The 22,068-nt window shown below is 54.1% G+C and carries 14 protein-coding genes; 5 read left to right on the top strand and 9 right to left on the bottom strand.

Annotation, left to right across the window (positions count from 1 at the left end; all coding sequences use genetic code 11):
* Positions 1-97: 97 nt before the first annotated feature.
* On the top strand, positions 98-3,574 hold the full coding sequence (locus ACQE3Y_RS03385) for a glycosyltransferase family 2 protein (RefSeq protein WP_426980863.1): 3,477 nt from the start codon (positions 98-100) through the stop codon (positions 3,572-3,574).
* Positions 3,575-3,705: 131 nt separating this feature from the next.
* The gene (locus ACQE3Y_RS03390; protein WP_426980864.1) at positions 3,706-4,854 is read left to right on the top strand and encodes a DegT/DnrJ/EryC1/StrS family aminotransferase; all 1,149 of its coding nucleotides are present in this window, start codon (positions 3,706-3,708) and stop codon (positions 4,852-4,854) included.
* Positions 4,855-4,932: 78 nt separating this feature from the next.
* Here the strand turns inward: ACQE3Y_RS03390 and ACQE3Y_RS03395 are convergent, their stop codons facing one another.
* The 6 genes from ACQE3Y_RS03395 to treZ form a co-directional block, all read right to left on the bottom strand.
* Positions 4,933-6,039, bottom strand: coding sequence for an FkbM family methyltransferase (locus tag ACQE3Y_RS03395; protein WP_426980865.1), 1,107 nt, complete (start codon positions 6,037-6,039; stop codon positions 4,933-4,935).
* Between the two features lie 36 nt (positions 6,040-6,075).
* Complete coding sequence (locus tag ACQE3Y_RS03400) at positions 6,076-7,185, bottom strand: Gfo/Idh/MocA family protein (RefSeq protein ID WP_426972172.1); 1,110 nt, start codon at positions 7,183-7,185, stop codon at positions 6,076-6,078.
* Positions 7,186-7,196: 11 nt separating this feature from the next.
* Positions 7,197-8,366, bottom strand: a complete 1,170-nt coding sequence (locus ACQE3Y_RS03405; protein WP_426980866.1) for an ATP-grasp domain-containing protein — start codon at positions 8,364-8,366, stop codon at positions 7,197-7,199.
* Positions 8,367-8,715: 349 nt separating this feature from the next.
* The gene (gene glgX / locus ACQE3Y_RS03410) at positions 8,716-10,791 is read right to left on the bottom strand and encodes a glycogen debranching protein GlgX (RefSeq protein ID WP_426972176.1); all 2,076 of its coding nucleotides are present in this window, start codon (positions 10,789-10,791) and stop codon (positions 8,716-8,718) included.
* A 69-nt stretch (positions 10,792-10,860) separates the two neighbouring features.
* Positions 10,861-13,395 carry a malto-oligosyltrehalose synthase gene (gene treY / locus ACQE3Y_RS03415; RefSeq protein WP_426980868.1) on the bottom strand — a complete coding sequence of 845 codons (2,535 nt, stop codon included), beginning with the start codon at positions 13,393-13,395 and terminating at the stop codon, positions 10,861-10,863.
* Positions 13,392-15,179, bottom strand: a complete 1,788-nt coding sequence (gene treZ, locus ACQE3Y_RS03420) for a malto-oligosyltrehalose trehalohydrolase (protein WP_426980869.1) — start codon at positions 15,177-15,179, stop codon at positions 13,392-13,394. The genes treY and treZ overlap by 4 nt, the downstream gene beginning before the upstream one ends.
* Before the next feature lie 368 nt (positions 15,180-15,547).
* Between treZ and ACQE3Y_RS03425 the strand changes: the two genes are divergently transcribed.
* Positions 15,548-17,029 (top strand): glycosyltransferase family 39 protein, encoded by a 1,482-nt coding sequence (locus ACQE3Y_RS03425; protein WP_426980870.1) that lies wholly within the window; start codon positions 15,548-15,550, stop codon positions 17,027-17,029.
* A gap of 674 nt (positions 17,030-17,703) precedes the next feature.
* Here the strand turns inward: ACQE3Y_RS03425 and rfbD are convergent.
* From rfbD to rfbA, 3 genes are read right to left on the bottom strand one after another with little or no spacing between them, the layout of a single operon-like run.
* Positions 17,704-18,546, bottom strand: coding sequence for a dTDP-4-dehydrorhamnose reductase (gene rfbD, locus ACQE3Y_RS03430; protein ID WP_426972183.1), 843 nt, complete (start codon positions 18,544-18,546; stop codon positions 17,704-17,706).
* Entirely contained in the window at positions 18,531-19,079 is a 549-nt protein-coding gene (gene rfbC / locus ACQE3Y_RS03435) for a dTDP-4-dehydrorhamnose 3,5-epimerase (RefSeq protein WP_085071393.1), read from the bottom strand. The genes rfbD and rfbC overlap by 16 nt, the downstream gene beginning before the upstream one ends.
* Entirely contained in the window at positions 19,076-19,945 is an 870-nt protein-coding gene (gene rfbA, locus ACQE3Y_RS03440; RefSeq protein ID WP_426972184.1) for a glucose-1-phosphate thymidylyltransferase RfbA, read from the bottom strand. Before rfbA ends, rfbC begins: the two co-directional genes overlap by 4 nt.
* Positions 19,946-20,183: 238 nt before the next feature.
* Here rfbA and ACQE3Y_RS03445 point away from each other — a divergent pair, with 238 nt between their 5' ends.
* Positions 20,184-21,155: an HNH endonuclease signature motif containing protein gene (locus ACQE3Y_RS03445; RefSeq protein WP_426972185.1), complete on the top strand. Its 972-nt coding sequence runs from the start codon at positions 20,184-20,186 to the stop codon at positions 21,153-21,155.
* Positions 21,156-21,302: 147 nt separating this feature from the next.
* The gene (locus tag ACQE3Y_RS03450) at positions 21,303-22,025 is read left to right on the top strand and encodes an RNA polymerase sigma factor FliA (RefSeq protein WP_085071396.1); all 723 of its coding nucleotides are present in this window, start codon (positions 21,303-21,305) and stop codon (positions 22,023-22,025) included.
* The last annotated feature ends 43 nt before the right edge of the window (positions 22,026-22,068 follow it).

A 22,068-nucleotide genomic window follows, 5' to 3' on the forward strand; every position in this document is an offset into this window, starting at 1 on the left:
TTCTTTTTAGCGGGCGCAATGGTTTCTTCCCGCTGAGTTTTTTGAACGAAAGACCGACGTCTTTGAACGTCGGTTACCACAACCTGCTGAGAATATTATGCAATCGCTCACCTTCCCTTATTTGATTATGGCACCGGACTATCGTGAATCTTCCCAGGGGATTCAGGTCATGCATCAGCTTGGTCATATGATTAACCAGCAGGGCGGGAAGGCCTGGATGGTGGGCTGCACGGTTAATCCGCAATGGAATACGCCGCGCCTGGATGAAGAGAGCTGGCATGCAATCATCCACAGCGGTCAGCCCTATATCGCCGTATATCCAGAAGTTACCTCGGGGAATCCGCTTTCCGCGCCGGTATGTGTGCGCTATATGCTTAATCGCGAAGGCGTGATTATGAAAAATCGTCTTGAAGAGGGGCCGGACGATCTCTTCTTTTGGTATCGCAAAGAGTTTGCTGAGAAAGCGGTTAATCCAGACATTCTGCGTATTGAAAGCTTTGACCTGGATCTGTTCTGCGACGATAACCCCGATAAGGATCGCGATCTGCTCTATCTCAACCGCGTGCCTGAATCAGCGGTAGATTTTTCGCTGCTGCCGCCGGGTATCCAGATCCTTTCTATGCGTAACCCGCTGTCGCTACAGGAACTGGCGGCAGTGTTGAAGCGCACGCGCGTACTCTATTCGTATGAATCCTCCGGCACCTGTGCGCTGGCGATTCTGTGTGGAAGCCCGGTGGTGGCGCTGACGGCACCCGGATATGAACAGTACGCGATTACCCCGGATACCTTAAAGGATAACGGCGGTGCCGGTTTTAGCTGGGATCCCTCTCCCGAAGCCATTGCCGGGGTGCGCCGTGATCTGTACAAGGTGCGTGACTATTTTTTGTCTCAGCGGGCCGAAAGCGATCGGCAGCTACAGCATTTTCTTCACCAAACTCAACGGCAGGCGCAAAAGGTAGCTGATGAACGGCAGCAGCGTTCACTACCCGTCTGGCTGATGCAGCGCACGCTAACGCCTGGTGAGCGCGAACGGCTTGAGCTTCAGCCGGTCGCGGGTCGCCGGTTATTGATTGTTATCCATCAGGATAATGAAACGGTTGATACCGTAAGCAAAACGCTGGAGACATTACTGCCGCAGCTGCGTCAGCTAACCGGCAGTCGGGTGTTGCTGGTTAGCGACAGCGCGCTTCCGCTCAGCGACGATCCGCTGGTTCAACAGAGTACAGCTTCCGCCTGGATGGCGATGGTGGCGGAACTATCACAGCAGCAGGCGTTTGACTGGCTACAATCTGTGCCAGCCGGGACGCAATACAGCGCGCAGGGGCTGCTGCTGGCAAGCGATGCGCTTGGCAGCCTGGACAATCTGGCGATCGTTTACGCTGATGAGATGCTGCTGCTGGCGGATGGCGAGATGTCTCCCCATTTCAAGCCGGACTTTAACCTCGATCTCTTCTTAAGCGCACCACGGCTTTATCTGCAACGTGCTTTCTTCCAGCGCGACGCATTGATCTCGACCGGCGGTTTTGATACCGGTTTCCCGCACAGCTTTGAACTGGACGCGGTGCTTAAAATGATCGCGCAATATGATATCGGCGCGATTGGTCATTTGACCGAGACGGTGACGCTGGTGCCGGCGGCCGCCTGTGAGTTTGACGCATCGCCGGAGCAGCAGGCGCTGTTACGCGGTTACCTGCATCAGCGCGGCTATCTGCAAGGCACAGTAGAGGGCCAGCCGGGGAAACCCTGGCGTTTGCAGTATGATTTACAGCCTGCGTTTTCTCTGTCAGCGATTCTGCTGGCCGGCGATAACCTGGCGCAGCTACAGCGCTGCCTGACTACCTTTTTTGAGCAGACGCGGTGGGCAAATTATGAATTACTGATCGTGACGCAGCCGCAGACGCCGCAGGATATCACCCTTTGGCTACAGCAGTTGGCAGGCGGTAATCTTCCGGTACGCCTGATTAATGTGACGGAGGATCGATCCACGCTTTGCATCAATGCTGCTGCCGCTGAAGCGCAGGGCGAGTACCTGCTGCTGCTCGATGCAAACTCGGTTTTTGTGATGTCGAACTGGCTGAACGCGCTGGCCAGCGATGCGTTGCGCCCGGAGGTAGGCTGCGTGGCACCGCAGATAATCAACTTTGAGCAACAGCTGCTTTCCGCGGGCTATATTCTTGGCGTTAATGGCCTGGCCTTTCCCGTGGGTTATGGCGAGCGGTGGGGTAGCGGCGGACATCTGTCACGTCTGCACAGTTCGACTCACTGCGCGGCGCTTTCATCGCACTGCCTGCTTATCCGCCGCAGCGTCTGGCAGCATATTGGCGGTTTCGATCCTCAGTTCACATTGCCGCTGCTGGCGGAAATCGATTTCTGTTTGCAAGTGGCGCAGGCGGGCCTGCTGCTGGTCTGCACCCCTTACAGCCTGATCGCCAGCGAGGCGACCATTAGCGGCTATCCCGCTCGTTTTTTACCGCAGCCTTCAGCGGAGCTGGATGGTTTTTATCAACGCTGGCTGCCGGCTCTGGCTCAGGATGCGACTTATCACTGCGCCTACAGCCTGACCGAACGGCTTTTCGCGCCGGATACGCAGCTTACCGCCCGCTGGCGTCCACTCCGGCATTACGGCATCCCTTACATCATGGTCATACAAGATGGCGCGATGGATAGCTATGCGCAGCGGCTGGTGGAAACGCTGCATACGCTGTCACAGCGTGGCCGATTCTATTTCACGCTGCTCACCACCGCGCCTTCCGCGCCGGAACTGCTGCGTCTGCAGGCTGACTGTATCGTACTGAGCGGCGAAGTGAATGAAGCAACCCGCCGTACAATCGCGCAGGTGAAAGCCAGTCACGGTGTTCGGGTGGCTTACCTTGCCGACAGCAGAATGATGGCCCGCAGCCTGAAGCCGCTGCTACAGCAGGAATTTATCGATAGCTGGCTGGTTTACAGCCGCGCGCAGGCTGATTGGTTCAATAAGCGACATAAAAAGGCCGTTATTCTGCCCAATGTTCTGACGGCGCAGTGGCAAGATAAATCATCGGGGAAAGCAAACGGTGCAACACGACGCGTGCTTTGCGCCACCTGTTTGCTGACAGAAAAAGAGCGCCAGCTTATCGCACCAGCGATAGCACAGAGCGCAGCGGTATTTGACTGGATCATTTTGGGCGATTGTCCCACTGACTGGCTGCCCTTCGTACGTGAAACGCACCGCTGTAGCGATGGGGCACGCATGATGGCGCAGCTTGCCGGTTTATCGGTGGAGTTTGCCGTTCTGCCGCGCAGCAACGGTGATGAAAACCGCTTTAAGGATAGCTTCATTTTGTTGCAGTTAGCCTCTCTGGGCATTCCGGCGCTCTGTAGTGATGTCCCGTCGCTGGCGAGTGAGCTCCCCACATGGCGGGTAAAGAACAGTGTGGAAGCCTGGCGCCTGGCGCTGGATCAGCGTCGCGATGCGCCAGCGGAAAGCGGGCAAATGGCGGCGGCTTTCCCGGCGTGGTTTGCCCGTCGGTATAGCAGCGCAGAAGCCATGGAAACGCTTTTTCTGCAGGCGCTAACGCTAACAGGAAAAGAATAATAACGGTCAATAGATTAACGCTCAGTCTGAGCCTCATGCGTCCGAAGGCGGACAACGTGCGGGGCTGGCAACAGCCAGCCAACGGGCGGCAGTAGCCGTGATACTGGAAGCGGAATTAAGCAGGTGTATAAATGAAAAGCCCTGAAAAGAATCCTTTACCCAATGTACTGGTCACCAGTCCGTTGATGCCGCCGCTTGAGGAATTTTTACCTTACCTTGAAAGCATCTGGCAGAGCAAACAGTTAACTAACGGCGGCCCCTATCATCAGGAGCTGGAAAAGGCGCTGGCTGATTACCTGGGCGTGCAGCATATTAGTCTGTTTGCTAACGGTACGCTGGCGCTGGTTACCGCGCTGCAGGCGCTGCGTATTACCGGTGAGGTGATAACCACGCCATACTCTTTCGTCGCCACCTCTCATTCCCTGTTGTGGAACGGGATCAAGCCGGTGTTTGTGGATATCGAACCGATCTCCTGCAATCTCGATCCGGCTAAAATCGAAGCGGCGATCACCCCTGCGACTACCGCTATTTTGCCGGTGCACTGCTATGGCATCCCTTGTGAAACCGATAAGATCCAGCGCATTGCGGATAACTATGGCTTAAAAGTCATTTATGACGCGGCGCACTGCTTTGCCGTGAAACAGGGCGGCGTCAGCATCCTGAATCAGGGAGATTTGTCGATCGTCAGTTTCCATGCCACCAAGGTGTTTAATACCTTTGAGGGCGGTGCAATTATCTGCCCCAATGAAAAAATCAAACGCCGCATCGATTATCTGAAAAATTTTGGTTTTGCTGATGAGACCACGGTAGTGGCGCCGGGTATTAATGGCAAAATGAATGAGATCCAGGCAGCCTTTGGTCTGCTACAGCTGAAACATGTCGATCGCGCGTTTGCCATTCGTAAAGAGATTTATGAAAACTATCAGCAGGCGCTGGCACATGTACACGGGCTGAACCTGCTACCGCTGCCGGAAAACACCGACTGGAATTACGCTTACTGCCCGATATTTGTTAAGCCAGGACATTTTCCGCTAACCCGTGATGGCCTGTACAACCTGTTTAAAGAGCAGGGGATTTATGTGCGTCGCTATTTCTATCCGCTGATTTCCGATTTTCCTATGTATAAGGGTTATGATTCCTCAGCGCCTGAGAATCTGCCGGTTGCCAGCCAGATTGCGCAGCAGGTTCTCTGCCTGCCGGTGCATCCTAATCTTACTGCTGCGGAGCAGAACACCATCATCGACATTATCATACGCGCCAGTCAGGTTAATGCTGCCTGACGGTACGGCGACAGTGATAAAAAAGGCGGCCACAGGCCGCCTTTTTTATGGAAAGCTCCCCCATAACGGGGGAACCACTCAATCAGCAATAGCGTACAGCACCAGTTCAAAGGCGTGCAGCGAATGATGGGCGCGTAAATAAAAGCGGTATTCAGGCACCAGGCTCTGGATGTAATGCGGAAGCGTCAGCAGATCTTCCGGCTTATGGTAAGCGCTGATCGCCAGCACAGGGCGGTGGCTTTGGATGCTGCTGCTGGCGCCTTTCAACGCTTCCAGCTCTGCGCCTTCAATATCCATCTTGATAAAGGTGACTTTTTCGCCAGCCGTCACTTCATCTATCGTGATGAGATCGATACTCGCCATGCTTTCATCATCAGAAATCTTTGAACTCAGCGCTCTGCCTGAATCAAAATGCAGCGTCGTGGTGCTGCTCCAGACGCCCTTGTTATAGCAGTGGCAATAGCCCAGCGACGCTGTGGCTGCGCTGAGTTTGGCGAAGTTACCGCTGTCAGGTTCAAAACCATAGATTTTATGCGGCTGCGGCAGGGAACGCTTCTCAATGGCCGCGAGGAAAGCGGCAATGCTGTCGCCGTTATAGGCGCCACAGTCCACAAACACTTCATCACTCCCCAGGGAAATAATATCCGTTGGGAAATAATGGTCAGGATCGAAGACCGTTTGATAATATTTTGGCTCGGCGCAAATACGTTGATTAAGAAAAGCGACCAGCGTTTGACGAGACTTGTCATCTGCCAGCTGCTGATAAAGCGCATCAAATTCGCTTTCATGCTGTTGACAATATTCTCTGGTAATAAAGCTATCCGTATTAACGCCGATAAACGACGGATCGTAGATCAATATTTCCGCTGCATGAGAAGAAAGCTGCGCAATAAATTCATCGCTGACAAACTGCAGCGCAATAATATAGTTACAGGGCTGGCCCGACTGAATGAAGTGCTCCAGAGCTTCCAGCTCAAACTCATTAAAGGTTGCGCCTGCGGTTAAGTATTGTTGGTTAACCGCAATGTGGTCAATGCGCAGCGCCTCGCGCTGCATAAAGCTACAGGTCATTTGCGCCAGGCACCCCGCGCCGATTAATACAATGGGATGCCCATTGGTCTGCATGCGTGTAGTGGTAGTAAGAAAATGGTTTCGCTGCTCAACGATTAAATCCAGGAAGCGCATCGGATAGTTCCTTAAAACGTCAGGGTAAAGTTAGATTCAACAGGCGATTTTTTGCTGAGTACGGGCGCTTAAACTGGCCGCTTCAAGGAACTTCAGCCCGGCAGTGGCTACCTGTGCATCAATAGCATATTCACACTCTTCTTCGCGCAGCGCGGCAGCAATATCCGCATAGTAATTGGCGAAAGCTTCAATAAATCCGGCAGGATGACCTGCTTTAAAACGGCAATAGCGTGCCTGACCAGCGACGATATTATCGGCTGCGGTGCGATCGATAATCATCCGGTTGCCTTTGATATCGCTTAAATGCAAAAACTCCGGATCCATCTGTAGCCATTCCGCGCTGCCTTTACTGCCCATGATGCGAATACGCAGGCCGTTGCGATAGCCAAGCGCCGCTTTGCCATACCAGTAGTTACAAATCATGCCGCTGCGGTAGCGAGAAATAATATGAACCGTATCAACAACGTCCGGAATGCTGGCAAAGGTGCTGTGAACCGCATAAACATCGGCTGCGCTATCACCGGTAATAAAATCCACCAGTTGATGAACGTGAACGCCCAGGTCCAGCGAAACCGTCGGCAGCTCGCCATCGTGCTGTCGCCATGATTGCGGCTGCGCTACCTGACCTTCACGATTCTGGCGGGCAAAGCCTTCCTGCGGCATCTCTACCATGACCTGCTGGATAACCCCAAAATCGCCACGTTGTACGCGCTTTTGCAGCTCGCGTACCATGGGATAACCGCTGTAGTTATAGGTGACAAACAGTTTGCCCTGTTGATGCTGCTGGCAGGCCAGCACCACTAACGCGCTCTGATAATTATCCACCATGGCTTTTTCGCTGATAACCGGCAGCTTCGCCTGCAGGCAGGCATTAATTAAATCGCGATGTCCCGGCGTGGGCGTCAGGATCACCACCGCATCAAGCCGATCTTTTTCCTGTGCCAGAAAATCGGTCGGCTGGGCATAAATTCGTGCCGGTTCCACCCCCCATGCGAGTCCGGTCTGACGGTTCTGTGCCTCATCACGGCTGAAACAACCAGCGGCCAGTTTAAAATGGCCATCCATCTGACAGGCAATACTGTGGGTCAGGCCAATAGCAGAGTTAAGTCCGCCGCCGATAAAACCAATCTTCAATGCTTTTTTCATCTTCTACAGCCTTAACCCTGACCCAGGGTGAAATACGTTTTTAACTGAGGGGTACAGGCCGCCAGTTCAGTAAGCTGATCAAATTCCGCAAAAATAATGCCTGCCCGATCGCGGGGCGCGCATTCCAGCATTTCACCCGGTTTTTTCAACGGAACGGTAGCGACAATACGTGCCGGCAATGCCCCAAAGCTAAAACAGGAAAAAGGAGTACGGCGGCTGACTGACAGGGTATGACGCGCGATTAAACGTTGATGTGCCGGACGTTTATCATGAATATCTGACTGCTGGCCGATAAACGGCTGAGCGAACCAGAGTGCATAGGGCGTCGCGGTAGAAAGCTCAATCAGACGGCTGTAAAGATCGCCCGGACAACGACGGGTAAGCTCAATCAGCCAGAACCCGTTTCTGCCACGAATAAACTGCGTATGCAGCAGGCCATCGCACAGTTGCAGGTCGTTGACCAGGGCCTGTAAACAGTCACTCACCTGGTTTTTTAGTGATTCATCCAACGCAGTGCTTAGCGAGCTGCTGTTTACCTGCCAGGGATAGACGGTACAGAACTCATCAACGAAATATTCGGCGGCGATCTTGCCGTTACGTATAAAGGCGGAATGGCTGTGCAGGCTGCCTTCAATCCAGGTTTCTATGACCGCCTCGCCGTCGGACGAGGCGGCACAAGCCTGTTCCCAGGCTGGCAGAATAGTGTCCCGGTTATCGACCAACGTAATCCCAAGGCCGCTGTAAGCATCAACCGGTTTAATCATCAAAGGCAGCGGCAGCGCATCGGCCGCGTTGGGATGGCTTACCGCCTGCGGCACCGGATAACCGTGCTGATTCGCCCAGTGGCGGAACGCCCCTTTTTTAAAAATGATTTCAGCCGTATCAGGATGATCAAAACCTGGCAGCCCAAGCTGATGAGCAACCTGGCAGCCGGTTAAATAAGAGACGTCAGTAACGCCAGGCAACAGCGCATCAATCTTGAGCGACGTTGCCAGTTCCAGCACCTGCTGCTGATCTGCGTAGTTGATATCGAAAGAGAGATCGGCGAACTGATGTCCGGGATCCTGCGGCTTACTGCCGCAAACGGCGGTTTGGTAATCCTGTTCAGTCAGTGCGGCCAGAACAGGCAGGGCCGCGAACCCGGCATCAAGCAGTAATGCCTTTTTTTTGGTTGTCATCATGCATGGCCTGAAGAATATGCAGCGAATTATATTAAAGCCGGTTAACGCGTCGCTATCACTGCGGCGTAGCGGCGGTACTTAAGGCATATTGCAAATTGTAAGCAACAGGCCAGTTTCTGATTCGCTAAACAGAGCTGCTTTTATGCCTTAATTAGAGACGCTGGAAAGGTGCGCAACAGCGCCCTGGTTCGCAGGAAATGCGCCCGGGCGTTGAAAAAAGTTGCGTGGGGACGTTATCAGGGCAGAGACAGACCAGAAAGGGCGTGCCGGAAGAGGAAAAAGGTTTATATGCGTATACAGAAAAACCGCACCCTAAGCGTTAAATGCCAACGGCTTAGGGTGCGGTGGTTTACGGCCTTCTGAACAACACGATACTACGGCCTTCCAGCTCAAAGTCCTTCTCGCGCGTGATCACCAGACCGCGCCGATCGGTATCGGAGGTGGAGAGTTCAAGCACCCAACCGCCTTCGCCAAACTGGGGAATACGGAACGGTACATTACCTTCAAACGGGTTGAGCAAAATCAGGACATCGTGCCAAATGCCTTCTTCCTGCTGCAGATCGGAGCGCCCCAGATAGACGCCCAGCGTCGATCCTTCGTCCCACTGCTCAGGCTGCTGGAAGCCGCCGCCGGCGTTAAACCATTTAATTTCCATACCGTCGCGCCAGCTTTCGCGACGCAGTAGCGGCTGTTTGCTACGCAACGCAATAATCTGACGGGTAAACTCACGTAGCGCTTCGGCGCTCGGCGGCAGATTTTCCCAGTGAACCCAGGAGATCTCGCTGTCCTGACAGTAGCCGTTATTGTTACCCATCTGGCTGCGGCCAAACTCGTCGCCTGCCAGCAGCATCGGCGTGCCGTGAGAAAAGAACAGGGTAGCAAGGAAGTTACGCTTCTGGCGTTCGCGCACCGCATTGATGCCCTCATCATCCGTTGGCCCTTCGACACCGTAATTATAAGAGCGGTTATCGTTATGGCCGTCGTTGTTATCCTCGCCGTTATCGTCGTTGTGCTTTTCGTTATATGAAACCAAATCGTTCAGCGTAAAGCCGTCATGGGCGGTAATAAAGTTGACGCTGGCCCAGGGACGGCGGCCTCGCAAATCGTAAAGATCGCCGGAGCCAAGCAGTCGGGCGGCGAAATCGGTTGAGACGTTATCGCCTTTCCAGTATTCGCGCACCGTATCGCGATATTTGTCATTCCACTCTGCCCAGCCGGGCGGGAAACCACCAACCTGATAGCCGCCGGGGCCGATATCCCAGGGTTCGCCGATCAGCTTCAGCTTCGAGAGTACCGGGTCCTGCATAACCGCATCGAAATAGCCGCCGCGCTGATCGAAGCCTTCCGGCTCGCGTCCCAGAATGGTGCCAAGATCGAAGCGGAAACCGTCAATATGCATGGTTTCCGCCCAGTAGCGCAGCGAATCCATTACCATTTGCAGCACGCGCGGATGCGAAGTATTTACCGTATTACCGGTACCGGTGTCGTTGATGTAATAGCGATGCTGGTCGGGCAGGGTGCGGTAATAAGAAAAGTTATCGATGCCTTTGAAAGAGAGCGTAGGGCCGAGCTCATTCCCTTCCGCCGTGTGGTTATAAACCACGTCAAGGATCACTTCGATACCGGCATCGTGGAACGCTCGCACCATATCGCGGAACCCCTGAATGCCCTTTGGACCGTAATAGCGTGAGGCAGGCGCAAAGAAGGCGAGGGAGTTATAGCCCCAGAAATTTTTCAGGCCTTTCTCAAGCAAGTGCTGATCGTCCGGGAACCAGTGGATCGGCAGCAGCTCAACGGAAGTAATCCCCAGGCTTTTAATGTAATCCACTGAAACTTTGTGCCCCATCCCTTCAAAGTTGCCGCGCAGTTCAGGCGGCAGGGCGGGATTCAGCTGGGTAAAACCTTTTACATGGGCTTCATACACTATCGTATTGGGCCAGGCAATGGTCGGGCGATTGGTGTCCTGCCAGTCAAATTCACTGGGATCGATGACCCGGCACTTCGGCGTAAAAGGACCGCTGTCGCGCGTGTCAAAGGTTAAATCCTTGTCTTCGTGCAGCAGATCGTAAGCAAAATGCGCTTCATTCCACTCGATATCGCCCACCAGCTCGCGCGCGTAGGGATCGATCAATAACTTGTTGGGATTAAAGCGGTGACCGTTTTCGGGATCGTAAGGGCCATACACCCGATAACCATACAGCGCGCCAGGCTTCAGGCCCGGGACATAACCATGCCAAATCTCATGGGTATACTCCGGCAGCTCCAGCCGGGCAATCTCTGTTTTGCCATCTTGATCGTACAGGCACAGCTCAACGCGTTCGGCATGCGCAGAGAAAATAGCGAAATTAACGCCCTCGCCATCAAAATTAGCCCCAAGCTGGTGGCTATGCCCCGTCGTGATTTCAAAAGGCTGATCGTTTGACATACATCTCTCTCCATTGAAAGATAATTTTTAAGCACAACAGCAATTTATAACGTTTTTATTTACTTAAAATCATGCGCTTACCAGTATGAGAGACGAACTGCAGGCCACCGTCTCCAGGCTTAAGCGGTCGGTTGGCGAGACAAATTCTCCGCTCAGGATGTCCCGATAACGACGGTTAGCGAGGCGCTCGGGTAGGGCAATTTCCGTTTCCAGCCAGCGCTGCGGTTGCGGCTGAGCCAGGCCGCCATCAAGGCTGCTGAAAACCAGGCGCGGTGCGATAACAATCAACGCATCATCGTTTTCCATCCGGGCGAAGGCGATAACGTTCTCTGCCCGCAGACCGCTGGCGGAAAGCGGCAGATAGTCACCCTGGCGAAACAGCACAGGGGTCTGTTGACGAAGATGCAGCAGGCGTGCAGTGATATGCTGCTTTAAGCGACCGCTTAACCAGCTCTCTTCCGACGCAGACTCCGGCGTTTCATGGCCGTTCAGCATGGCGTCAAGTGCCGCAAAGTCAGGTTCGCGGCGGTTATCGGGATCCACCAGGCTGAAGTTCAGCGCTTCGCTGCCCTGATAAATATCTGGCACGCCCGGTGCGGTCAGTTTGATAATGGTTTGAGTAACACTGTTGACCAGGCCAGCCTGAATAAAAGGCTGTAGCGCCTCGGTAAAGTCCTGCAGGAAGGCCTGATTAGCCGGTGAAAGCAGATGACGAACATAGTCCAGCACCGCTTTCTCATAGGCATCATTGCTGTCGGCCCAGTCGGTGCGCAGCTTCGCTTCCCGCAGCGCCTTTTCAACAAAAACCAGGAAACGCGTTTCCAGCGCCTGCAGACCTGCCTCATCTTGCGGATGCAGCGTTGGTGGCCAGACGCCAGCCAGCGCCTGATAAAGCATCCATTCCACGGCGGGTTTCGGGGCCGGGCCATCTTCCAGCACGCTGATTTTTGAACGGTTCATCTGCCGCCAGCGGGCAACGCATTCGGCCCAGCGCTCTGGCGCTTCAGTCAGCGTATAGAGCCGGGCGCGGGCATCTTCGCCGCGTTTGGTGTCATGGGTGGAGGTGCCGGAAAGCGCATCGGGCTGCCGTTCAAGCCGCGTTTGCATTTCGCTGTGGAAACGATCGAGCGAGAAAGCGCGCGGGATTGGCTCGGCGCCTACTTCGTTCAGCGCCAGCTCCATGTTCTGACGGAAAAACAGCGTATCTTCTACCGATTTTGCCATCAGCGGGCCCGTGAGCTGCTGGAAGCGGGTGCGAAACTGGGCTGCGACCTCGTTGGCTTGCTGTGACACTTCGCCGCATAAAATGTGTACCAGGAAATCGAGCGCTTCAGGCGCGGGCGCACTGGCGCTGGTCCTTACCTTTTCCGCCACCCGTTGCAGCATCTCGTTGCTTTCCGCCGGCAATCCTTCAGCGGTGCCGTAGGTGCGGTAAACCGGGAAAGCGATCAGCAGCTCACGCAGGGCGGCGCGCACGGCCTGTTCTTCCTGCGCCACGTTATCGATGCCGGCGATCTCCATGGAGAGACGCAGCAGCGTTGAAAATTCACCGGAAAAATTGCGATCCGTCATCAACAGCTTGGCTGAGCGCAGCTCGGCGGCCATGTTCACCGGCTTGCCTGTTACCTCATCATAGGCTTTACGCAGCAGACGGATATTTTCACCATCCACCAGCACATCGGAAAGCGACTCGATAAATTCATAGCCGGTGGTGCCGGAGATGGGCCAGTCCGCTGGGATCTGCTCATCTTTGCCAAGGATTTTTTCCACGGTGATATAGCACTCCGGCCCGGCCTGCTGGCGCAGACGTTCAAGATAGGCTTTGGGATCGGCCAGCCCGTCCACATGATCCACCCGCAGCCCATCAACCGCGCCGCAATGCACCAGCTCCAGGATCAGCCGGTGCGAATCATCAAACACCAGCGGGTCCTCAACACGAACGCCTGCCAGCCCGGTAATCTCGAAGAAGCGTCGATAGGAGAGATCGCGCGGCGCATCGCGCCACGACATCAACCGCCAGGGCTGACGCTCATGCAGCTTAGCGATCTCCGCCTTATCGGTAAGCCGCAGCACCTCTTCTTCACGGCCCTGCCAGCTTTCCGGCGTCAGCGGGTAAAAGCTTTCATAATAGGCCAGCGCCGGCTTACCGGTTTTCGGATCGGCTTTGACGCTGATTTCGCCATTTTCCAGTACCGCTTCAAAGCTATCGCCCAGGAAAGGCAGCGTCAGGCGACGCGACCAGTCAATGTCGAAATAGCGGGCGTAGCGGCTGTTTTTACCGTGCTCAATCACATCGCGCCACCAGGCATTTTCCAGCGAGGCGGCCATATGGTTCGGCACGATATCCAGGATCAGGCCCAGCCCGGCCTCCTGCAGCGCCTTAACCATGCGGTCAAAGCCTGCGCGCCCGCCCAGTACCGGATCGATCTCATTAGCGTCAGTCACGTCGTAGCCGTGAGTGGAGTCAGATGTTGCGGTAAAAATCGGCGAGGCATACAGATGGCTGATGCCGAGTCGCTTGAGATAGGGCACCAGACCAGCGGCACGATCGAACGTCATGCCGTTGCGAAACTGAATACGATAGGTAGCGGTCGGGATCTTCACTCTGTATCTCCTGGAGCAAGGCGGACAATAATCGAATTCTGCGGCAGCTCCGCTGACGCCTGCGGCCAGGCAAACAGGGTTTCGCCGGGCAGGTCGGGCAGCGGTTGCGTGGTTGCGCCAATATTAAACGCCAGCGACAACGTGCCTGCGGGGAAAGCCCAGCTTACGGCAACCATGCCCTCTGCTGTTTTAACCACTTTGCCTGCATTGCCGCCCGCGTTGGCCAAAAGCGGCACGATATGCTGCTGGCGCAGCGTTAACAGTTCACGGGTAAGCGCCAGCCAGGCTTTACCTTGCTCGCTTTGCGGCTTCTGCCAGTCCAGCTTCGAGGCTGCAAATGTGGTTTCGGCGTTGGGATCGGGCACGCTTTCACCTTCATGGCCCGCGTGGCCCTCAAACTCTCTGGCGCGACCTTCGCGCACCGCTTTTGCAAGATCGCCATGGAAATCGGTGAAAAACAGGAATGGATTGGTCTCGCCATACTCTTCGCCCATAAACAGCAGCGGAATATGTGGCGAGAGCAGCAGCGTGGCGAACATCACTTTAGTGCGCTCAACGCCAGCCAGCTCAATCAGCCTTTCGCCCTGAGCGCGGTTGCCGACCTGATCGTGGTTTTGAATAAAGTCCACAAAGGCAACCGGCGGCTGGCTGCTGCTGCTAACGCCGCGCGGCTGGCCCGACTGCGCAGAGACTTCGCCCTGATAAGCGAAACCTTCCGTGAGGATACGTGCCACCCGTTTTTCCGGCTCGTCGGCGAAATCTTTGTAGTAGGCATGCGTCTCACCGGTCGCCATAACATGAACCGCATTATGGAAGTCATCATTCCATTCGCCGGTAAACAGTGGCACGGAGCCATCCTGTTCGCGCGGATGCAGGAAAATAACGTTGCGGCTGTCCTCGGTCGTGAGATGGATAGGGCGGCCGGTGATTTCGGTGCGAATACGCTCGGCAATTTCAATCAGCGCATGCTTTTCAGAATTATCTTCAATTTGATCGATAGCATCGAAGCGCAGGCCGTCAAGGTTAAACTCTTTCAGCCAGTAGAGCGGCGCTTCAACGATATAACGACGAGCGGCATCAACGTCATACGCAATACCCGCGCCCCAGGGCGTCATCCGCTCTTTATGAAAGAATGCTGGTGCCAGCAACGGCAGATAGTTGCCTTCGGGACCAAAGTGGTTCAGAACGATATCCAGCACCACTGAAAGTCCATGACCATGAGCGGCATCGATAAAGGCCTTGAAGTCATCCGGCGTGCCGTATGCCGAATGCGGCGCGTAAAGCAGCACCCCGTCATAGCCCCAGCCACGGTTGCCGCCAAACTGCGAAACGGGCAGCACCTCAATCATGGTAATACCCAGTTCGGCCAGCCGGGGCAGCTTCTCAATGGCAGCCTGGAATGTACCCTGTGGCGTAAAGGTGCCGATATGCATCTCATACACCACGGACTCTTCCCACGGACGCCCCTGCCAGGTGCTGTTTTGCCAGACATAACGCGTGGGATCAATAACCAGAGAAGGACCGTTAACATCCTCTTTCTGAGCGCGGGATGCCGGATCCGGCACCACCATGCCATCGGCAAGAACAAAATTATATTCCGTGCCGGGCGCAATATTATTAGCCTGCAGTTCAAACCAGCCGTCGCCGCTTGCATTCATCTCGCGGTCATGGCCGTCGATTCTCAGGGTTATCGTCTGCTGGCCGGGTGCCCAAAGACGAAAACGCACTGTATCGGCAGCCTCATATTCGGCGCCCCAACTCTTACGAAATGATTTGGACTCCATTCATTTTCCTCGCTTCACTCAGAAATGACCCATGGACGACATCATGTAATTTTGTTCGGTGATGCAAGCTATTCGCTTAAGCCTGTAGCGCGATCAGGATGCCGTAGCGGAGCGGCCCGTTTCTGATAACGATCAGAGGGCTGTTCCGCTTAGTGAGGAGATAAAACGGTGTCCGGTTAACCTGGCCTCAGGCTGCATACACAGAACAATCATAGACTATGCAGCGAGAGTTGAAGGGCTGGGGTAACGGAGCGACATGTTGGCCTTTTGTTTAACTATTAAATCACTTTCTGTTTACCTGCAATTTAGCGTGGATTCTTCAGGATAAGATTTTTCACTCTTTATCAAGTTGTGTTTAAGGAAAGTAGATGAGTCGCGTGCTCTTAATAGTGTGGGTGGGTGTATATGCTCTCTTGTGGAGTCTGGCAACGATCTTTCTGGATCCCACGGTTCCTTACGACGCTGTTGAAGCGCTGAATTGGGCACAAAATGCAGAATGGGGATCGCCAAAAAATCCATGGCTGATTGGTATGGTTTGGCGTCCGGCGCTGTGGTTTGCTGGTACTCCGCTGAGCGCTTACTGGTATATCACGCATTTTTTAGCGATTGCTGTCGGAATGACAGGTTGCTGGTCTCTCGCAAAATACCTGAGCGGCAGCGAACGTCTGGCCTGGCTTGCCTTACTCACGCTTAATCTATCCGGGATTATTAACTTCGACATTATTAGCTATAACGATAATTATTTGCTGGTTATGCTTTGGCCGTGGATGTTGCTGTTCTTTTTTCTGGCTATCGCCCGCCATCCAGCGTGGTGGCTGGCATTTGCCGTAGCTGCAGGTTTGGCATCAATGGCTAAATATTCGACTCTGGCCTTTGTCGGCGCGGTTTTTATTGCCACGTTGGTTGTGCCAGGAATTCGAGCTTGCTATCGCCAGCCTGTATTTTATCTGGCGCTACTTGTTGGCCTTGCCATTATTGTGCCAAACCTTTTCTGGCTGTGGGAGCATAACTTTGTGGCTTTCCACTGGGTGGACTCACAGATCAAGCGTCAGTTTAACCCAGGGTTATTCATAAAACTGCTGAGTGTCTATTATCCGCTGCTGTTCTTATGGTGGATATTGCATCGAAGCCAAATTCAACTCCGCTGGCCTGCTGACAGCAATAAAAAAGTTCTATTATTAGTTGCGTTATTACCGCTGGTGCCGATTTGTTTGTGGTTCCTGTTTCATCATGGGGGGCGACTGACAGAGTGGCTACAGCCGTTTTTCATTCTGGCACCTGCACTGGTGGTCGGGTGCGCGGTTAATCCCAATGTCCAACCAGTAAGAAGAGCGGGTCCCATTTTAATGGGGACAGCGGCACTGGTTCTGCTTGGGTATGTTACTGTCATGGCAACTAATGTGAGTAATGCCGGAAGAAAAATGAGCGGTATTATTCCATTCAGCCAAAAAGTAGAACAGCTATGGCAAGAACGTTATGGTACGCCTCTGCGCCTGGTCGGTGGAGAGTATCTGGCCGACTGGCTTACTTTTTATGCGCCATCGAGACCCAAGACAATTACCCCTTGGAGCAGCAGCGCTAAGCCTAATATTTATAACGCAGATATCAAGTTTGCCGATATCAGGCATTCAGGTGCGTTACTGATTGGCCGGTCTGATAAAAACTGTACTCACGCTTCGTTTACCCGGGCGCTGATGCAATGGCCGCAGCTATCGCTTGATGCCATTAGCCAGGTAACCTTTCAGGAGGATAAGGAACATAGCGGTTATCCGCTTTGCCTCGGATTTGTAAAACCGGGCACGAACACACTCTCTTTGCATAAAGAGCCTGCGCTTCCTCTACCTGGATAAAAGAGACAATTAATAGATAAAAAAGCGAGGTTATCCCGGATCTTCTGCCATGGTTTTTTACACGTCATTTGAGCAAGGCGCGTTGGCAGCAGAGACGAATAACCTCCTGTTTTACCTGTGGGGCATGGTTTCCCACTGAAAGTGTCCGCAGGGTTTTATGCCAGAACCATCAATATTTTCGTGACTCCTGTTTCAGGACGACAGCCAGTGTACTCAGGTCAATGGTTTCATTATTGATCTGGGTGGGGGCATGCTTTTTGTGTACTACCCATGGCTTTTGGCGCAACGCAGTTCCTGTATACCGGCAACCACGCCATTGCCGCAGCCGAAAGATTTACGCGAATGCCGGGCCTTTATCAGACTGGTGTACGTTTTCGTGACGAAATATTCAGCGCCGGTAAACATCACAGGCCACCCGGTGCAGCTTCCGTTATCATCCGTTTTCCTGTGCATGAAGCCTCTGACGCCCGCCAAACTCACGGGCATTCTGTCTGAGTACAGCGAGCCGGGAAAAGGTATCATCACGTTCAATGAGCCTGCCCAGCCCGGCAAATGCTGCACAGAATATATCTCCTGAGGGTCAACTGCGGCCTGACGGAATAAAGCTGCCGGCTGGGTTTAACTCCAACCAGCAAATCTGGGATCCCGGTGTAGTCCTCCGGTTACTCTACCGCTCAGGCTGACATCACCATGCCCAGCGCCTTATCCCAACAGGAGGCCTGAGACGCGGCTCTTTCGCTTTGCATCACAGAGTTGATCGGACGGCACGCCTGTTGTTTAAAGGCCGCCGTGGATATCGGGCAGACTTCAATCGAGCGCAGCGCAGGATACTCCTGGCCGAAGAGGTTGAATATAGTCAGTGCGAACTCATACCAGCTGACCGCCTTATCGCCGCAGTAGTGATAAATTCCCGCTGCATTCGCATCGGTAGCCAGCGTGATCATCGCCTGCGCCAGATCGCCCGCGTAGGTTGGGCAGCCGCGCTGATCGTTCACGACACGTAGCGTTTGCTGAGTTTGCGCCAGACGCAGCATGGTTTTAACAAAGTTGTTGCCATGTTCGCTAAACACCCATGAGGTGCGAACGATAATGGCGCGGGGCAGTATCGCCTGCACGCGCTTTTCGCCTTCCCATTTGCTTAAGCCGTAAAAGTTAACCGGGCAGGGAACGTCGCTTTCAACATAGGGCGTGGTTTTGGTGCCGTCAAAAACGTAATCGGTAGAAATATGGATCAGCTGAGCGCCATTATCACGCGCAGCGCGTGCCAGATTTTCCGGGCCAATCGCATTGATTTTCATTGCGCGGATGCGATCGGTCTCCGCCTTATCCACCGCCGTGTAAGCAGCAGCATTCATAATCACCTGGGGCTGAAAACGACGAACAATGCGGTCTACTGCCGCCTGGTTGGTAATATCCAGCTCGGCTGAACCGCAGGCCAGTAAAATCCAGTCGGCAGGAAAGCGGTCCAGCAGGCTCCGGCCCAGCTGGCCGTAAGCGCCGGTTAACAATACGCGCATGGCAACAACTCCGTAAGAGGTAAACCTTTTTTATCTTTTTCCGACAGCAACGGATCTTTCACCGGCCAGTCGATATTTATGCAGGGGTCATTCCACAGCAGACAGGCTTCATCTTGTGGGTTGTAGTAATCGGTACATTTATATTCAAAATCCGCAATATCAGAGAGCACCAGGAAACCGTGCGCCAGGCCGGGTGGGATCCAGAGCTGCGTCTTATTCTCTTCGGAAAGAATGACGCCTTCCCACTGGCCAAAGGTGGGTGAATCCGGGCGAATATCCACGGCGACGTCAAACACTTCGCCACGTACCACGCGCACCAGCTTGCCCTGCGGCTGCGTTTTTTGAAAATGCAGGCCGCGCAAAACGTTTTTACCAGAGCGGGAATAGTTGTCCTGCACAAACTCCAGCTTTATATCCAGCAGCTGCTGATAGCGTTTTTTTTCGAAGGTCTCCAGAAAGAAGCCGCGCGCATCGCCATAGACGGCGGGCTGAATAATTTTTACATCACAAATACGCGTATTGATTACCTTCATGCTTCCACCAGCAACTGATGCAGATAGGATCCGTACTGGGTTTTGTTGAGATAGTTTGCCCGCTCGCGCAGCTGACCGGCGCTTAGCCAGCCTTTACGCCAGGCTATCTCTTCCAGGCAGGCGACTTTGAAACCCTGACGTTTTTCAATGGTGTGAATAAAATGCGATGCTTCCAGCAGGCTGTCATGGGTGCCAGTATCAAGCCAGGCGAAACCGCGCCCCAGCACTTCTACCGACAGCAGGCCATCTTCCAGATACATCTGGTTAAGCGTGGTAATCTCCAGTTCGCCGCGCGCGGATGGTTTTACCTGCTTCGCCATCGAGCAAACCTGCCGGTCATAAAAATAGAGGCCGGTCACCGCATAGTTGGACTTCGGCTGGCTCGGCTTCTCTTCCAGCGAGATCGCCTGAAACTGTTTATTAAATTCCACCACGCCAAAGCGCTCCGGATCCATCACCTGATAGCCGAAAACCGTTGCGCCGCTGTCACGTGCGCTCACTTCTTCCAGCTTTTTGGCGAAGCTTTGCCCAAAGAAGATGTTGTCGCCCAGTACCAGCGCACAACCTTCACCGGCAAGGAAGTCCTCGCCGATAATAAACGCCTGTGCCAGCCCTTCAGGTTTCGGCTGAACGGCAAACTGCAACTGAATACCGAAACGGCTGCCGTCGCCCAGCAGCCGCTGGAAAGCCGGGAGATCTTCTGGCGTCGTGATCACCAGAATCTCCTGAATGCCCGCCAGCATCAGCACGGAAAGCGGATAATAGATCATCGGCTTGTCATACACAGGCAGCAACTGCTTGGATACGCCGCAGGTGACCGGATGCAGGCGTGAGCCTGTACCGCCAGCGAGTACGATACCTTTCATACAGAGTCTCGATATAACAGGATGCAGGGAGCCTTCCCCGGGGATGTGATAAAGATTACGCCTGAGATCCGATGAGTAATGGCGCAAATAAGAGGGGAAAGCAGGGGCTTTATTGCGGATAACCTGCGGGCGGGAAAGATTTTAACTCTGCGTTACAGAAAAGTAACCCGCTGCCGATAATAACGGCAAAGCAGCGTCTCTTCGCTGATTAACCCGTGACTCTTTTTCGGGAGTGGTTATGCGCTTTAATTATGACTTGTTACCTGGGGAACAGCTGACCTTTGAAGAGATCAGCCAGCGCTACGGGCAAAAATATCCAACGGAAAAGGCACTGACCTTTCGTGGCTTATTAAGCCCATCCACCAGTCCGCGTCAGCTGGTTATTCGGGCGGTATTTGCCCATCAGGCCGAAAACAGTCCGCTGGAAGATCTGCTGTTTGTTTCTGATGATAACGATCGAAAAAATTATCTGCGCCGCTTTGAGCACTATATGCATCAGGGGCAATCCTTTCTGTATCTCAGGCGCAATGATGCCGCAGGGACGTTATGGAAAGTCATGGGGGAGAGCCGGGTCTATGCGATGCTCGATCCCAACGGGGCAACGGCGCAAAATCTGCTGGCCAGCCGCGGCTATCGGCTAACGCTGATGCGTCAGCAGGGCGATGACGACTATTGGCAGCTTTATGATCCCAAAGCGCAGCCTTGCTTTAATGAGGCGCGCACGCTGCAATTTATCGTGGTGCTGGAAACGCCGATGCTGCCTGCGCCTGCCGCGGTGATTGCCGGCCAGCAGGTCGGACGCCGCGTCAGAGTTAAAGTGCTGCAGCGCGCCAGCCAGGCGGAATTCAGCGCGGCGGTCAACGCGCGCTACGGCGGTTGCGTGATTACCGGCACTACGCTTTCAGAGAGCGCTTCTGCTCCATGGGTTGAGGCCTGTTATATAGACGCCAGCGAAAACAGCGAAGGTCTGCTGGCCGATAGCAGCGTTGATAACGGTCTGTTTTTACGCAGCGACCTGCGGCGTCTGTTTATCAGCGGACGATTATTTATCGATGGTGAACAGGGAACGGTGCATATTCGTCCGGCACTGCAAAGTGAAGATAACCTGCATGACATTTATCATGACATCGATGGCAAAGTCTGCGCGCTTTGGCAAGGTGTGCCGCCGGCAACCCGCGAACGGCTAAAGAAAACGGTGCGCCTGTTTTAACAAAAGTGTGATCCCATCGGCATCGCACCGGTAGTGGTCACACACATTTTCTAAATAACCCGCCTTTTTTATCCCTATTCCCCCAATCGATCGCCCTACAGAATCGGATAATCATGCCGATAACGTAACTAACGCAGGGTAGTCAAAGTGAACGATCTCTATACCGCTGATGGCGTGATGGACAAACACTCGCTGTGGCAGCGATACGTACCGCTGGTGCGCCATGAGGCGCTACGTCTGCAGGTACGGCTGCCCGCAAGTGTTGAGCTGGATGATTTGCTGCAGGCTGGAGGTATCGGGCTGCTGAATGCCGTGGAGCGCTATGACGCGCTACAGGGTACCGCCTTTACCACCTATGCCGTACAGCGCATACGTGGGGCCATGTTGGATGAGCTACGTAGCCGTGACTGGGCGCCGCGCAGCGTGAGACGCAACGCGCGCGAAGTCGCGTCTGCAATGCATCAGTGTGAACAGACACTGGGGCGTGCCGCATCCGAGCAGGAAGTTGCCAGGCAGTTAAATGTTTCGCTGGAAGAGTATCGACAGATTCTGCTGGATACCAACAACAGCCAGCTTTTTTCCTATGACGAATATCGCGAAGAGCATGGCGATAGTGCGGAACTGGTGACGGAAGGACATGAAGATGCCAATCCGCTTCACCAGCTGATGGAAGGGAATCTGCGTGAACGCGTCATTGAAGCGATCGAGGCATTGCCCGAGCGCGAAAAAATGGTGCTGACACTGTATTACCAGGAAGAGTTGAATCTGAAAGAGATTGGCGCGGTGTTGGAGGTGGGAGAGTCCCGCGTCAGCCAGCTGCACAGTCAGGCGATCAAACGCCTGCGCGCCCGGTTAACGGGAGCGCGCTGACAGCGTCAGCTCTCGCTTTCGAGACATATAACCGGGGGTCTCC

Origin of the sequence: Pantoea sp. FN0305 (genome assembly GCF_050113845.1) — a bacterium.
In the GTDB taxonomy this organism is placed as follows: Bacteria; Pseudomonadota; Gammaproteobacteria; order Enterobacterales; family Enterobacteriaceae; genus Mixta; species Mixta alhagi.

Bases quoted from the DNA above. Each gene is read 5' to 3' on its own strand.
- ACQE3Y_RS03385 (WP_426980863.1), top strand. From the start codon at position 98: ATGCAATCGCTCACCTTCCCTTATTTGATTATGGCACCGGACTATCGT.
- ACQE3Y_RS03390 (WP_426980864.1), top strand. From the start codon at position 3,706: ATGAAAAGCCCTGAAAAGAATCCTTTACCCAATGTACTGGTCACCAGT.
- ACQE3Y_RS03395 (WP_426980865.1), bottom strand. From the start codon at position 6,039: ATGCGCTTCCTGGATTTAATCGTTGAGCAGCGAAACCATTTTCTTACT.
- ACQE3Y_RS03400 (WP_426972172.1), bottom strand. From the start codon at position 7,185: ATGAAAAAAGCATTGAAGATTGGTTTTATCGGCGGCGGACTTAACTCT.
- ACQE3Y_RS03405 (WP_426980866.1), bottom strand. From the start codon at position 8,366: ATGATGACAACCAAAAAAAAGGCATTACTGCTTGATGCCGGGTTCGCG.
- glgX (WP_426972176.1), bottom strand. From the start codon at position 10,791: ATGTCAAACGATCAGCCTTTTGAAATCACGACGGGGCATAGCCACCAG.
- treZ (WP_426980869.1), bottom strand. From the start codon at position 15,179: ATGGAGTCCAAATCATTTCGTAAGAGTTGGGGCGCCGAATATGAGGCT.
- ACQE3Y_RS03425 (WP_426980870.1), top strand. From the start codon at position 15,548: ATGAGTCGCGTGCTCTTAATAGTGTGGGTGGGTGTATATGCTCTCTTG.
- rfbD (WP_426972183.1), bottom strand. From the start codon at position 18,546: ATGCGCGTATTGTTAACCGGCGCTTACGGCCAGCTGGGCCGGAGCCTG.
- rfbC (WP_085071393.1), bottom strand. From the start codon at position 19,079: ATGAAGGTAATCAATACGCGTATTTGTGATGTAAAAATTATTCAGCCC.
- rfbA (WP_426972184.1), bottom strand. From the start codon at position 19,945: ATGAAAGGTATCGTACTCGCTGGCGGTACAGGCTCACGCCTGCATCCG.
- ACQE3Y_RS03445 (WP_426972185.1), top strand. From the start codon at position 20,184: ATGCGCTTTAATTATGACTTGTTACCTGGGGAACAGCTGACCTTTGAA.